This window comes from Rhizobium sp. BG4 (assembly GCF_016864575.1).
Classification (GTDB): Bacteria; Pseudomonadota; Alphaproteobacteria; order Rhizobiales; family Rhizobiaceae; genus Rhizobium.
Map to the genome: position 1 here is coordinate 2,573,744 of NZ_CP044125.1, position 13,797 is coordinate 2,587,540.

The window sequence follows — 13,797 nt, forward strand, 5'->3', positions numbered from 1 at the left end:
GAAGATTGTTATGAAGGCTGATATCCATCCCGACTACCACACCATCAAGGTGGTCATGACTGACGGTACCGAATACGAAACCCGCTCGACCTGGGGTTCGGAAGGCGCTGTCATGAACCTCGAAATCGATTCCAAGTCCCATCCGGCATGGACGGGCGGCAACCAGCAGCTCATGGACCGCGGTGGCCGCGTTTCCAAGTTCAACAAGCGCTTCGGCGGCCTCGGCCTCTAATCGCTTCTGCGGTACTACGGAATTTGAAAAGAGCCCGGTTTCGACCGGGCTTTTTTATTGTCCGGATTCTGGATTTCGGCAGGAAATGAAAAGGCCGACTGTGCAGGGAACACAGCCGGCCGGTCTTTAAAGTATGGCAGTAGAAACTTAGTTGTTGCCGAACGCCGTCTGCAGCAGGCTGAGCTGCGCCTGGACGCTGTTCTGGTTGTCATGCACGATCGGTGCTTCCGACGGACGGTAGATTTCGCGATCGAGCAGGGCGATGCGGTTCTGCAGGCGCAGCGAGCGCTCGACGAGATCGCGGAAGGATTCCGGCAGGTCGCCCCAGCCCGGAGCGTTGCGGTCGACGTTGAAGCCGTCGAGGCGAACCTTGTTCTTTTCAGCGAGAACCTGATCGCGGGACATCTCGCCGTTGTTGACGGCGCGCTGCAGGAGCAGCCAGGATGCCATCTGCATCAGGCGGGTGGTGAGGCGCATGGATTCTGCTGCGTAGAGGACGGATGCCATGCGGGGCAGGACCTTCGAAGCGGCGCGGCCGTTACCATCGAGGTAGGCTGCGGTTTCTTCGACCAGCGACATGCCTTCTGCATAAAGCGTCTTGAACTGCGACGATGCGGCGGCGCGTCCTGCGAAGCTGATCGTATTCAAACCAAGTTCCGACATTCCAATGGTCCCTGTTGCACGCGTCTACATATGGTCAGGTAACGCCAGCCGGAAGTAAAAGTTTCAGCGGCGGGTCTTTATGTCTTTAAGATGGTATCATTACCCTAAATGCGCAAGGCGTTTCTTAAGAAAGGGTTAACTTCCACAGATTCGTGGTGAACGGCCGCGCAGGCAAAAAGAAGAGCCGCAAAAGCGGCTCTCAAGGTAAAACAGGGAGAAAAATCAGACCAATTCACCGCATGGAAAACTGTCTGAGATCCAGACGAAATCTGGATGCGTTAAGTAATAGCTCGTAAAGCTTAATTGTATGTTAATACTGTTCTTGATTGAGACTTGCCGCGGCGCGTTTTGCGCTTGCCTGTGACTTTTTTCGGGCTTTTACGAGCGGAACAGGCCTTCGGCCGCAGCGCGCCCGGAAGCCTTCTTCGCCGACTCGGCTTCGAGTCTTGCGATCTCGCTTTTCAGGAGCTCGACGCGCTCTTTGAGCTCGCCGACGGACAGCAGCGACAGATCCTGGCCGATCTCGTGCGCTGTCTTCTTCTGTGGCCGTTCCTCGTCAAAGAAGCTCATGGGGCAACCCTCCTGCGTTGGCTTTTCAGCCGTACTTTACAGCAGGATCGCCGCTTTCGGGAGCCTTGCTGGAACCGCGGTCGGCAAGGGTCATGCTCTCGGGCGTGATCATCGGCGAGGTTGCCGTCGGGATCGTCGTATAGGCGTCGCGTTCGCTCGGATGGATGGCGGCGCGCAGGCGGCTGCGGATGATCGCGTAGGCGGCGATCAGGATATGCGCGATGGCAGTCACCAGGAACAGCGCGTGCGGGCTGACGACGGACATGACCGGGCCGCCGATGGTCGGGCCGATTACCGTGCCGATGCCATAGAGCAGCAGCAGACCGCCCGAGACCTTTACGAAATCCTCGGAGGAGGCGAAGTCGTTCGCATGGGCGACGGCGATCGGATAGAGCGTGTTGGCGACCGCGCCGTAGAAGACGACGAGGCCGATCACCCAGAAGGGATCCGACGGACTGAAGACGACGATGAGGATGCCGGCGAGGGCGGCAAGCGCAGACATGGCGGCCAGCACATAGCGGCGGTCGATACGGTCGGAGAGGCGGCCGGCCGGGAACTGCATGACGGCACCGGCGAAGATCGTGGCGCTCATCATGATGGCGATGCTGGTATCGGAAAGGCCGGCACCGGCGCCGAAAACCGCGCCCAGCGTACCATAGGCGCCATTGGCGATGCCGACGAGCAGGATGCCGAGGCAGGAAACCGGCGAATTGCGGTAGAGCGCCGGCAGATCGAGCCTGACCGCCTTCAGCGGCTGCGGCGAGGCTGCGGTCGAGAGTGTGGTCGGCAGCATGGCGACGCAATAGAAGACGCCGCAGATCATGAAGAGAACGGGCGTGCGCACATCTTCGAGCGGGATCATCATCTGGCCGCCGACGACGCCGAAAAGGGTGATGGCGATATAGAGCGAGAAGATCGCGCCGCGGCTCTCATTGGTCGCCCGCTCGTTCAGCCAGCTTTCGATGATCATCGAGGTGCCGGCGGTGGAGAAGCCGGTGACGGCGCGCAGCGCGATCCACCAGAAGGGATCGATGATGATGCCGCTGAAGAGAGCGGAGATGGCGATGATCGAGATGAAGCCGGAGAAGGCGCGCACATGGCCGACACGGCGCACCATGTTCGGCGCCACGAGGCAGCCGACGACGAAGCCCGCGGCCCAGGATGTGCCGAGCAGGCCGAGCGTGGTTGTGGCATAGCCCTCGAGATTGCCGCGGACGGGAAGCAGGATGCCCTGCAGGCCGTTGCCCATGAAGAGGAAAAGCGTTCCGAAAAGCAGCGCGGCGACGGACAGCAGATTTCTTCTCATATCCCCACTCTCGAAGAGTTCTGTGTTGAAAAGACATAAGACGAGACGCTGTCCCGCCTAGCCCCTATGGTGTTGATTGTGCCCCGGAATGCCGTTACGGCATGAAGAAATCTTGTGTTCGCGCGGAATAATGTCCGTCCTGTGACATTCTGATAATGTTGGAAAAATAAAACTATGACCAAGCTGCTCGCATTGCTGCTCATCCTGGCCATGGTCGTACACATCATCAAGCCGTTGGGGCTGCCCGGTTTGCGACGCCGGATGGACTTCTGGAAGATTGCGCTGGTCGCTTTCGCGATCTGGTCGGTGGCGCTGATCGCCCGCGAGTTCGTCGGCTAGGCCAGGATCTCGCCGCGCATGACGAAGACGCAGCTGCCGGAGATCCGGACATCGGTGACCGTGTCGCCGTTTTTCGTCACATCAACCTCGATGATGCTGCGGCGGCCCATCTCGACACCCTGCTCGATGGTGACGCGTTGCTGGCCGTCGGTTCCGGGCGCGCGGGAAACCAGATAGGCCGAGAGGGCAGCCGAGGCGCTGCCGGTCGCCGGGTCTTCGGCGACGTTGTCGAGCGGTGCAAACATGCGCGCGCGAAGGTGCCAGGGGTTCTCCTTCGAGCGCACATAGAGGAACAGCGAGAAGTCGTGATTGTTTTCGCTGCGGTTGCCAGCGGCTTCACGGAACAGGGCAGGGTTCGGCACCGCCGCGGCAAGCGCCTCCAGACTGTCGAGCTCGGCGACGGCAAATTCGAGGCCGACGGAGACGAAGAGCGGGCGGTGGAGCGCGGTGGCGATCTGGTCCGGCCGGATGGCGATGCAGCGGGCGATATCGGCTTCCGGGATCGTTGCGCCCGTCTGCAGCGGCTTCGGTGCGCGGATGGTCGCGGCGGTCACCTGCCCGTTGCTGCGGCGCAGGTCGACGTCGACGATGCCCGCGGCCTCCTCGAAACGCAGGCGATCGCCGACCGGCTTGCCGAAGATCTCGCTCTGCTGGCCGATGAAATAGGCGGTGCCGACATTCGGATGGCCGGCGAAGGGCACTTCCATGGTCGGCGTGAAGATACGGACATGCGCGGTGTTGGCCGGATCCTTCGGCGGCAGGACGAAGGTGATTTCGGAATAGCCGAACTCGGCGGCGATCTTCTGCATCGTGCCGGTATCGAGCGCTTCGGCGCCGGTGATGACGGCGAGCGGATTGCCTTCGAAACGCGTGGAGGTGAAGACGTCGAGTGTTGTGTAGGAGAGATTGGGCACGGCTGGCTCCCGTTCGGCTTTCCCAGATGTTTAGCCGGGAGCGCCTGTGACAGAAGGGGCAAACTTGTCGCCGTGACAAAGAAAAATGGGCGGCCCGGGCCGCCCATTGTTGGTCAGACGAGGGCGCTCTCGCGCGCCGGAGACTTGTCGACGCTTGCCGCATAGATCTGGGCGATCGTTGCGGTCAGGCTTGCGTCGAATTCCGCGTCGCTCATCGAAACGCGCAGATTTTCCGCCAGTGCGCGCGAGAAGCTTGCGATCATGCCATGGTTATGGCTGAGCTTTTCGCAGGCGTCTTCGGTGTTGTATCCGCCGGAAAGGGCGACGACGCGGATCACCGACTTGTGGGCGATCAACGGCGCATAGAAATCGGCAACCGTCGGGATCGTCAGCTTGATCATGACGTTGTCGCCTGCGGGAAGCCTGTCCAGTTCCTTGAGGATCTCGTCGCGCAGGATGGCTTCTGCTTCCTGCTTCGTCGGGCTGTCGATCGAGACTTCCGGCTCGATGATCGGGACGAGGCCGTGGCCGATGATCTGACGCGCGACTTCGAACTGCTGCTTCACGACGGCGGCGATGCCTGCCTTGTCGGCATGGGCGATGACCGAGCGCATCTTCGTGCCGAATATTCCCTTTTCCCGGGCGCGGATCAGCAGCGCGTCGAGATCCGGCATCGGCTTCATCACCTGAGCGCCGTTTGCCTCAGCCTCAAGACCCTTGTCGACCTTCAGGAAGGGGACGACGCCGCGCTTTTCCCAGAGGTAGGACGGAACCGGCTGGCCGTTGACATCGCCATCCATGGTGCGCTCGAAAAGGATCGCGCCGATGACCTTGTCGCCCGAAAAGCTGGGCGCGCTCATGATGCGGACGCGCATGGCATGCACCAGGCGAAACATCTCGTCGTCGCCGGAGTAATCGGATTCATTCACGCCATAGAGACGCAATGCCTTGGGCGTCGAGCCACCGCTCTGGTCCAGCGCTGCAATGAAGCCCGGTGCAGAGCTCATCTTATTCAACATCTTCGCGTCTACCATACTGCTCCTATCCCCAAAGTTTGCGCACTACGCGCCTCAAGGCTCGCTGGCCGTCATTCGCGGATAACAGATGTTTATGGACGGGAGAATGGAAGGCTAAATCATTGAAACGATTGAATTCGTTTCAATCGTTTGAAAGTTTGGGCAGTTTTAGTCACGCTGAGCAAAAGACCGCGGAAGCGATGTGCCTCCGCGGTCCTATCCACATGTAAAAATTGTCAAATCAGCGTTTGCTGATTACTTGGCGGTGAGCACGGCAACGCCCGGAAGCACCTTGCCTTCCATCCATTCCAGGAAGGCGCCGCCTGCCGTCGAGACGTAGCTGAAATCGTCGGCAACGCCGGCGTGGTTCAGTGCCGAAACGGTGTCACCACCGCCGGCAACGGAGGTCAGCTTGCCGGCCTTGGTGCGCTCGGCAGCGTATTTCGCAGCCGCCACGGTCGACTTGTCGAAGGGCTCGATTTCGAAGGCGCCGAGCGGGCCGTTCCAGACCAGCGTCTGGGCGCGTTCGATCCAGGACTTGACGGCTTCGACCGACTTCGGGCCGACGTCGAGAACCATGGCATCGGCCGGGATCGCGTCGATGGCGACGATCTCGTTGGCCGCACCTGCCTTGAATTCGCGGGCGACGACGCCGTCCTCAGGCAGGATGATGGCGCAGCCGGCAGCGGCGGCTTCGATCATGATCTGCTTTGCGGTCTCGGCGAGGTCGTGCTCGCAGAGCGACTTGCCGACATTGGTGCCGCGGGCGGCGATGAAGGTGTTGGCCATGCCGCCGCCGATGACGAGGGCGTCGACCTTCTTCACGAGGTTCATCAACAGGTCGATCTTGGTCGAGACCTTGGCGCCGCCGACGATGGCAACGACCGGACGGGCCGGATTGCCGAGGCCCTTTTCCAGCGCTTCCAGCTCGGCCTGCATGGTACGGCCGGCATAGGCGGGCAGGACCTGGGCGAGGCCCTCGGTGGAGGAATGGGCGCGGTGGGCGGCCGAGAAGGCGTCGTTGACGAAGATGTCGCCGTTGGCGGCGAGCGCCTTGGTGTGATCGGCATCGTTCTTCTCTTCGCCCTTGTAGAAGCGGGTGTTCTCGAGAAGCAGGATGTCGCCATCCTTCATCTTGGCAACGGCAGCGGCAGCGTCGTCGCCGATGGAGTCGGTCGCGGTCGCGACCGGCTTGCCGAGCACCTTGGAAACGTCAGGGGCGATCAGCGACAGCGACAGGTCAGCCGACGGGCCATCCTTCGGGCGGCCGAAATGGGCGAGCAGGATGACCTTTGCACCCTTTTCGGAAAGTTCGAGGATCGTCGGAGCCACACGCTCGATACGGGTCGCGTCGGTAACCTTGCCGTCCTTGACGGGAACGTTGAGGTCGACGCGGACGAGGACGCGCTTGCCGGCAATGCCGTTGAGGTCGTCGAGGGTCTTGAAAGCTGGCATGGGACTATCCGTTCGTTAGTGCCTTGGAAGGTGGCCGACCATACCAAGGATGCCCCACGACGCAAGGTGTTCAGCCGTGCTTTTCGCGTGCGTTTTCGTCGCTGTCGGCGGTGGATCCGCCATGCGCGGTAACGGCCATGTGACGGCCCTTCAGCCGGTCGCGAACACGCTGGATGATATCGCGCATATTGATGAAGATCGGCAGGGTGATCACCGGTTCGACGGCTTCCAGCGACATGCCGACCGAGCTGATGTGGTCCTGGTCGTCGAGATCGCGGACGATCAGGATGATCGAGCCGAGACGGACGCGATCGGCATAATCCGCCTTGCCACCGAGACGCTGCCGCATCAGCTCGGCGATCGTCAGACCCTTCTCGGATTCGTTCAGCAGGCCGGGTCCGTAGGCGGCGTCGAGATCGGCCGCCGGGCGCACCGGGGAGAGCGCGAAGGCGCCGAAGAAATCGGCATCGTCCTCGTCGACCGGCGCCTTGCTGGCGAAGAGACGGTCGAGCAGGCGGGCGTAGCTCGGCACGATGAAGAGGTAGACGAGGTCATTCTCGCGCAGGCGCCCCGCATATTGATAGCGCAGCGACTTGCCGTCGCGGATGACGAGCGAGGGCGTTGCCCAGCGCGGGATGCGCTCGCCGCGCAGAACAGGGCTGTCCTTGATGACGCGGTAGGCGAGCAGCTCGTGATTGGCGCTGCCGGGCAGATCGATCTCGACCTTGTCGACGGCGCCCATGCGCGGGGGAATGATGAGGCCGAGTTTCTTCGCCACCGGCTTGATCGTCCAGCCCTGCACCAGCAGCGAGACGAGCACGATGATGAACGCGACGTTGAAATAGACATGGCCGTTCGGCAGGCCGCCGAGGATCGGCATGATGGCGAGCAGGATCGAGACGGCGCCGCGCAGGCCGACCCAGGCGACGAAGCCGATCTCCTGCTGGGTGTAGTCGAAGGGCAGCAGCGACAGCCAGATCGCCAGCGGGCGGGCGACGAAGATCAGGAAAAGCGCGAGCGCCACGGCAGGCAGGATGATCGCCGGAAACTGCGAGGGTGTGGCCAGCAGGCCGAGCACCAGGAACATGATGATCTGCGCCAGCCAGGTCATGCCGTCCTGAAAGCGCTTGATGGCGGCAAGGCCCGGAAGCTTGCGGTTACCGGCATAGATGCCCGCGACATAGACGGCGAGGAAGCCGCTGCCGCCGACGGCGCCGGTGAAGGCGAAGACCAGCATGGCAAGACCGAGCACGAAGATCGGGGTGAGGCCGCGGTCGGTGTCGAGGCGGCTCACCACCTGGGCGATCATCATGCCGCCGAGCATGCCGAGAATGACGCCGAGCCCCATTTCCTCGATGAAGAGGGCGAGCATGGAGAGGTTGATACCGGAATAGCCTTCGCCGCTGGCCAGCAGCTCGACGAGCACGATCGTCAGGAAGATCGCCATCGGGTCGTTGGTGCCGGATTCGACTTCCAGCGTCGAGCGCACCTTGTCGCGGATATTGATGCCGCCGATGCGCAAGAGTAAGAAGACGGCGGCGGCATCGGTCGAGGCGACGATCGAGCCGAGCAGCATGCCTTCCAGCCAGCTGAAATTGAGAAGCCAGGTCGCCGCAAAGCCGACGAGGGCCGCGGTCATCAGCACGCCGACGGAGGCCAGCGTCAGCGACGGGATCGCCGCGAGCTTGAAGGCCTGGATCGGTGTGCCGAAACCGGAATCGAAGAGAATGACGGCGAGCGCGATGGAGCCGAGGATATAGGCGAGATAGTTGTTGCTGAACTCGATGCCGAGGCCATCGACGCCGGCGAGCAGGCCGATCGCCAGGAAGAGCAGCAGCAGGGGGGCGCCGAAGCGGAAGGCGAGCAGGCTGGAGAAGGCCGCAAGAAGCACCAGCGCCGTCGAAACCAGCACGACGATATAGAATGCTTCCACGTCCATCCCCTTTCACATCCGCGCTGCGATCCGCCCCCGGAAACGCAGCCATCTCTCAAACCTCGTCCGTTGCTTGCCTTCAGCCAGTAAACGGCAAAACAGGCCGGAAGGGTAGGCCTTGCGGCTTAACCTTGCTTACCTGCGGCGTCATGCTGCTGAACGATGAACCGGACGGATCACCGCGCTGAATGCTACGGGAGAGATTCTCTATAAAGAATGTATAGGCAAATCGGGCGAGAGCAGGGCAGGAGCAAATAAGCTTGCCGTTTTTGTCAAAGAAGTGCGGGCACTTACGCTGAGGCGACCCGATAGCGCTTGTTGATGCGGTCGACTGGCGTCCCATCGCGCAGCGGCACATCCTTCGTGGTGCTGTAGGTCTCGAAGCCGATCTTGCCGTAATAGGCGAGACCGCCGGTATTGTCGGCGCGGATCGTCGCGTTGATGAACTCTATATCGAGCGACCGGGCGGCCGTAAGTGTTGCCGCAAACAGCGCGGTGCCGACGCCGGGGATCTTGGGGCGTATGCGGGAAAACGTGCCGATGTCGGCCCATCCCTCGGGGAGGTCTCCGTAGCGGCTGATCTCCTGGAAACCGGCAAGGCGGCCTTCAGTTTCGGCGACATGGCAGGCAAAGATGGATGGTCCGTCGATGAACCATTCCCTGAACTCTGCGGGCGAAAGGGCAACCTCCATGGCGGTTGTGCCGCCAGCGGCGATGATCTCGTTGAGGAGCGCGGTGAGTTCTTCGGCGTCTGCCGCGCGTGCTTTTCGAATTCCGAGATCCACCATGATGCCGTTCTCCCCTTTTCGGCCGTCATTTAAAACAAAACGGCCCGGTTTCCCGGGCCGTTCTCTCGATCTGCTTTTCGCGAAAGCGAAGCTTAGATGAGCTTGGCGAAGGCGACTGCGGTGTCCGACATGCGGCTCGAGAAGCCCCATTCGTTGTCGTACCAGGACAGAACGCGCACGAAGTTGCCTTCCATGACCTTGGTCTGGTCGGTCGCGAAGATCGACGAGTGGCTGTCATGGTTGAAGTCGCGGGAAACCAGCGGCTCGTCGGTGTAGCCGAGGATGCCCTTCAGCTTGCCGTTCGACGCAGCCTTGATGGCTTCGTTGATTTCGCCGACGGTCGTAGCCTTCTTGGAAACGAACTTGAAGTCGACGACCGAGACATTCGGGGTCGGGACGCGGATCGACGTGCCGTCGAGCTTGCCCTTGAGGTGCGGCATGACGAGGCCGACGGCCTTGGCAGCGCCCGTGGACGTCGGGATCATGGACAGGGCTGCAGCGCGGGCGCGATACAGGTCCTTGTGCATAGTGTCGAGCGTCGGCTGGTCACCCGTGTAGGAGTGGATGGTCGTCATGAAGCCGTGGTCGATGCCGACGGCGTCGTCGAGAACCTTCACGACCGGCACCAGGCAGTTCGTCGTGCAGGAAGCGTTGGAGATGACCAGGTGTTCCTTGGTCAGCTGGTCGTGGTTGACGCCGAAGACGACGGTCAGGTCGGCACCGTCGGCAGGAGCCGAAACGATGACGCGCTTGGCGCCGGCCGTCAGGTGGGCAGCGGCCTTGTCGCGGGCGGTGAAGATGCCGGTGCATTCCATCGCGATGTCGACGCCGAGTTCCTTGTGCGGCAGCTGTGCCGGATCACGAACGGCGGTCACCTTGATCGGTTTGCCGCCGCCAACGGTGATCGTGTCGCCTTCGACCTTCACTTCGGCCGGGAACTTGCCGTGGATGGAATCGTAGCGCAGCAGGTGAGCGTTGGTCTCGACCGGGCCGAGATCGTTGATCGCGACGACTTCGATGTCGGTGCGGCCGGATTCGACGATAGCGCGGAGAACGTTGCGGCCGATGCGGCCGAAGCCGTTGATGGCAACCTTTACAGTCATGTGCATTCACTCCCTAGAGATGGGGCTTGCGGATAAGGTGGAGGAGCGCTTGCGCGCTCCCCTTAAAGCTTGGCTTCTGCAGCTGCGACGACGGCGTCGGCCGTGATGCCGAAATGCTTGAAGACGTCCTTGGCCGGGCCGGAAGCGCCGAAGCTCTTCATGCCGATGAAGGTGCCTTCCGGACCGATGAACGCATCCCAGCCTTCGCGAACGGCGGCTTCGACGGCGATCTTGACCGGCGAGTTGCCGAGTACTTCCTTGCGGTATGCGTCCGGCTGCTCGAAGAACAGCTCGGTGCAGGGGACCGAAACGACGCGGACGGAAACGCCCTTGGCTTCCAGCGTGGCGCGGGCAGCAACGGCGAGTTCGACTTCAGAGCCCGATGCGAAGATCGTGACCTTGGCGTCGGCCTTGCCGGCCAGCGTGTAGGCGCCCTTGGTGGTCAGGTTCTCTTCCGAATATTCGGTGCGAACCGTCGTCAGGTTCTGACGGGTCAGCGCCAGAGCGGTCGGGCGGTTCTTGGTCTTCAGCGCGATCTGCCAGGCTTCCGCCGTCTCGGTGACGTCTGCCGGACGGAAGACCAGCAGGTTCGGTACGGCGCGCAGGCTCGGGACCTGTTCGACCGGCTGGTGGGTCGGGCCGTCTTCGCCGACACCGATCGAGTCATGCGTCAGCACGTGGACGACACGGATGCCCATCAGGGCGGCGAGGCGGATCGGCGGGCGGCAATAGTCCGAGAAGATCATGAAGCCGCCGCCGTAGGGGATCAGACCGCCGTGCAGGGCGATACCGTTCATGGCAGAGGCCATGCCGTGCTCGCGGATGCCCCAGTGCATGTAGCGGCCGGCGAAATCCGTCGGGGTGATCGAGACCATCTGGCTGGTCTTGGTGTTGTTCGAGGGCGTCAGGTCGGCGGAGCCGCCGAGCGTTTCCGGCAGCAGGCCGTTGATGACTTCGAGCACGTCCTCGGACGCCTTGCGGGTGGCGACGGTCGGCTTGGTCTCAACGATCTTCTTCTTCAGGTCGCTGATCGCGGCGTCGAAGCCTTCCGGCAGGTCGCCGGCGAAGCGGCGGCTGAACTCGGCCTTGTGGGCCGACTTTGCGAGGCCAGCTTCCCAGGACTTGACCAGATCGACCGAGCGGGCACCGGCGGTGCGCCATGCGTCGAGAACGTCAGACGGAATGACGAAGGGTTCGGCTTCCCAGTTCAGTGCCTTGCGGGTAGCAGCGATTTCTTCGGCGCCGAGCGGCGAACCGTGAACCTTGTGGCTGCCGGCCTTGTTCGGAGCGCCGAAGCCGATGACGGTCTTGCAGGCGATGAAGGTCGGGCGGTCGGACTTGTGGGCTTCTTCGATCGCAGCGGCGATCGCAGCCTGGTCGTGACCGTCGACTTCGATGGTGTTCCAGTGAACCGCCTTGAAGCGCATGATCTGGTCGGTCGAGTCCGACAGCGAAACGGCGCCGTCGATGGTGATCGAGTTGTTGTCCCAGAAGAGGATCAGCTTGTTCAGCTTCAGGTGACCGGCAAGAGCGATCGCCTCATGGCTGATGCCTTCCATCAGGCAGCCGTCGCCGTTGATGACGTAGGTGTAGTGATCCTGCAGGTCGGAACCGAATTCCTCGCGCAGCTTGCGCTCGGCGATCGCCATGCCGACGGCATTGGCAATGCCCTGGCCGAGCGGGCCGGTCGTCGTTTCGATGCCGGTTGCGTGGCCGTATTCCGGGTGACCGGCGGTCTTGGAGCCGAGCTGGCGGAACTGCTTCAGGTCCTCGATCGACATGTCCGGATAGCCGGTCAAATAGAGGAGCGAGTAGAGGAGCATCGAGCCGTGGCCGGCGGAGAGGACGAAACGGTCGCGGTTCGGCCAATGCGGCTTCTTCGGGTCGAAGCGGAGATACTTGCTGAAGAGGACGGTGGCGACATCAGCCATGCCCATCGGCATACCCGGATGGCCGGAATTGGCCTTTTCGACTGCATCCATGGCGAGGAAGCGGATCGCATTTGCCATCCGGTCGTGTTGTTCAGGAGAGGTCATGGCTATTCCACGGGTTCCGGGTGTCGGGGGATGGCCTCGAGCCTTCTGAAGACCATCGATGAGAGCGGGGTGACACATAGCAGTTGGAACGGCCAAGTCAATAAATTGCGGGCCGAATCCGGGCCGGGTGCGACGATTTTTAACATTTGACCATCAAATTTTACAAAAGACCAATCCGTTGGGAAGACTGCTTCAATTTCGGTCATCCACAGAATAGGCCGTGTATCCCCATATCCCGTTTATTGACGGGCAGTTGGCTAGCTGCATATCCTCTTGAAAACACTGAACCGGCACCCTTTGCCGATTCGCCAGGTCTTCTGCGGGAACACCGGACTTAAGACATGACGCCCACAGGCACTGCCATGGAAACCGCGCTGAGCGAGCTCAAACAGGCCATCTCCGGCCTGGAGAATGCCGTCGACATGCGCATCGAACGCCAGCGCGAGCAGGGCGACATCGAGAGCGAAGTGCGCCGGGTCCATGCCGACCGTTCGAAGCTGGCGCAGGAGCTGGATCAGGCGGAATTCCGTGCGAACCGCCTGGAAGAGGTCAACCGCGAGGTCTCCCGCCGTCTGGTAACGGCGATGGAAACCATCCGCGCGGTTCTGGACCGGTAAAGGAAGCAGCGATATGGCGCAGGTGACGGTAACGATTGACGGCAAGGCCTATCGCATGGCTTGCGAGGAAGGCCAGGAAGGCCATCTGACGGATCTCGCCAACCGCTTCGACGGCTATGTCGGCCACCTCAAGGGCCAATTCGGCGAAATCGGCGATCTCAGGATCACGGTCATGGCCGGTATCATGGTGATGGACGAGATTGCCGAGCTGACGCGCAGGGTGGCGGGTCTTGAGGCCGAGCTCGAAGGTCTGCGCAGCAATCGAGACACCGTGGTTGCTGCGACGGCGCGCACCGAGGAAACGCTGGCGCAGGCGCTCGACGAGGTGACGAACCACATCCGCATCATCACCGAAAAGCTCAACAACCGGGCGCCGGCCGAGCTGAATTAATTCGCCGGGACAGCACGCGCTGCCACTGGCGCAGTCCTCAGAACCTCCTTATATATTGCCTGCGATCTGCGCCTCTCGACAGGAACCACAATCCCTGGGGCCATACTCGATCCAAAGGGAGCTGTCCCTGACCAGGCCCGTGGGCTTGGACATATGGCGCCCACCTACGTTTGTAGGCACCCAGGATCGTAAACATCCATCGGTTGCCGCGGATCGCACTTCATTTTCCGGCGCGTGGCGAGGCATCGCCGATGCCGATGTCTTCCTTCAAGTGATTGCTCAGTTCCAGCGCCTTTTGCGGTGCCGGCACCTGTTTGCCTGCGGGTGCACATGCGGCGATGGCGGATTTGATCCAGGCATTCAGAATATTCATCGATAGCGTCATGGTTTTTCTCCCATGAGGCCAGTTTATGCAGGCGTCCTGTCTGCGTATA

Annotated in this window: 15 protein-coding genes and 1 other RNA gene; 5 read left to right on the forward strand and 11 right to left on the reverse strand. The window is 61.8% G+C overall.

Features of this window, described 5'->3' with window-relative positions:
* Positions 1 to 10: 10 nt before the first annotated feature.
* The gene (rpmE, locus tag F2982_RS13050; protein WP_007527409.1) at positions 11 to 232 is read left to right on the forward strand and encodes a 50S ribosomal protein L31; all 222 of its coding nucleotides are present in this window, start codon (positions 11 to 13) and stop codon (positions 230 to 232) included.
* A gap of 147 nt (positions 233 to 379) precedes the next feature.
* On the opposite strand, the gene F2982_RS13055 is transcribed toward rpmE, so the two are convergent.
* From F2982_RS13055 to F2982_RS13065, 3 genes are all read right to left on the reverse strand, one after another.
* Positions 380 to 895 (reverse strand): DUF1465 family protein, encoded by a 516-nt coding sequence (locus tag F2982_RS13055; RefSeq protein ID WP_112719877.1) that lies wholly within the window; start codon positions 893 to 895, stop codon positions 380 to 382.
* A gap of 378 nt (positions 896 to 1,273) precedes the next feature.
* Positions 1,274 to 1,465: a DUF1192 domain-containing protein gene (locus tag F2982_RS13060; protein WP_112719876.1), complete on the reverse strand. Its 192-nt coding sequence runs from the start codon at positions 1,463 to 1,465 to the stop codon at positions 1,274 to 1,276.
* Between the two features lie 25 nt (positions 1,466 to 1,490).
* Positions 1,491 to 2,771, reverse strand: coding sequence for an MFS transporter (locus tag F2982_RS13065; protein WP_203428067.1), 1,281 nt, complete (start codon positions 2,769 to 2,771; stop codon positions 1,491 to 1,493).
* Positions 2,772 to 2,945: 174 nt separating this feature from the next.
* Here F2982_RS13065 and F2982_RS13070 point away from each other — a divergent pair, with 174 nt between their 5' ends.
* Entirely contained in the window at positions 2,946 to 3,110 is a 165-nt protein-coding gene (locus F2982_RS13070) for a hypothetical protein (RefSeq protein WP_203428068.1), read from the forward strand.
* Here F2982_RS13070 and F2982_RS13075 read toward each other — a convergent pair.
* From F2982_RS13075 to tkt, 7 genes are all read right to left on the reverse strand, one after another.
* Positions 3,107 to 4,024: a PhzF family phenazine biosynthesis protein gene (locus F2982_RS13075; RefSeq protein WP_203428069.1), complete on the reverse strand. Its 918-nt coding sequence runs from the start codon at positions 4,022 to 4,024 to the stop codon at positions 3,107 to 3,109. The genes F2982_RS13070 and F2982_RS13075 overlap by 4 nt on opposite strands.
* 113 nt (positions 4,025 to 4,137) lie before the next feature.
* Positions 4,138 to 5,058: a fructose bisphosphate aldolase gene (locus tag F2982_RS13080; protein WP_203428070.1), complete on the reverse strand. Its 921-nt coding sequence runs from the start codon at positions 5,056 to 5,058 to the stop codon at positions 4,138 to 4,140.
* 237 nt (positions 5,059 to 5,295) lie between these two features.
* Positions 5,296 to 6,495, reverse strand: coding sequence for a phosphoglycerate kinase (locus F2982_RS13085; protein ID WP_203428071.1), 1,200 nt, complete (start codon positions 6,493 to 6,495; stop codon positions 5,296 to 5,298).
* Positions 6,496 to 6,565: 70 nt separating this feature from the next.
* Positions 6,566 to 8,434, reverse strand: a complete 1,869-nt coding sequence (locus tag F2982_RS13090; RefSeq protein ID WP_203428072.1) for a potassium/proton antiporter — start codon at positions 8,432 to 8,434, stop codon at positions 6,566 to 6,568.
* 284 nt (positions 8,435 to 8,718) lie between these two features.
* Positions 8,719 to 9,216 (reverse strand): GNAT family N-acetyltransferase, encoded by a 498-nt coding sequence (locus F2982_RS13095; protein ID WP_203428073.1) that lies wholly within the window; start codon positions 9,214 to 9,216, stop codon positions 8,719 to 8,721.
* A gap of 92 nt (positions 9,217 to 9,308) precedes the next feature.
* Positions 9,309 to 10,319 (reverse strand): type I glyceraldehyde-3-phosphate dehydrogenase, encoded by a 1,011-nt coding sequence (gene gap / locus F2982_RS13100; RefSeq protein WP_112719870.1) that lies wholly within the window; start codon positions 10,317 to 10,319, stop codon positions 9,309 to 9,311.
* A gap of 62 nt (positions 10,320 to 10,381) precedes the next feature.
* Positions 10,382 to 12,355, reverse strand: a complete 1,974-nt coding sequence (tkt, locus tag F2982_RS13105; RefSeq protein WP_112719869.1) for a transketolase — start codon at positions 12,353 to 12,355, stop codon at positions 10,382 to 10,384.
* A gap of 341 nt (positions 12,356 to 12,696) precedes the next feature.
* On the opposite strand from tkt, the gene F2982_RS13110 reads away from it, so the two are divergent.
* From F2982_RS13110 to ssrS, 3 genes are all read left to right on the forward strand, one after another.
* Positions 12,697 to 12,972: a DUF4164 domain-containing protein gene (locus tag F2982_RS13110; RefSeq protein ID WP_112719868.1), complete on the forward strand. Its 276-nt coding sequence runs from the start codon at positions 12,697 to 12,699 to the stop codon at positions 12,970 to 12,972.
* Between the two features lie 13 nt (positions 12,973 to 12,985).
* Positions 12,986 to 13,363 (forward strand): cell division protein ZapA, encoded by a 378-nt coding sequence (locus F2982_RS13115; protein WP_203428074.1) that lies wholly within the window; start codon positions 12,986 to 12,988, stop codon positions 13,361 to 13,363.
* 60 nt (positions 13,364 to 13,423) lie between these two features.
* Positions 13,424 to 13,582: non-coding RNA, 6S RNA (ssrS, locus tag F2982_RS13120), on the forward strand.
* A gap of 1 nt (position 13,583) precedes the next feature.
* Here the strand turns inward: ssrS and F2982_RS13125 are convergent.
* Positions 13,584 to 13,748, reverse strand: coding sequence for a hypothetical protein (locus F2982_RS13125; protein ID WP_203428075.1), 165 nt, complete (start codon positions 13,746 to 13,748; stop codon positions 13,584 to 13,586).
* Between the last annotated feature and the right edge of the window lie 49 nt (positions 13,749 to 13,797).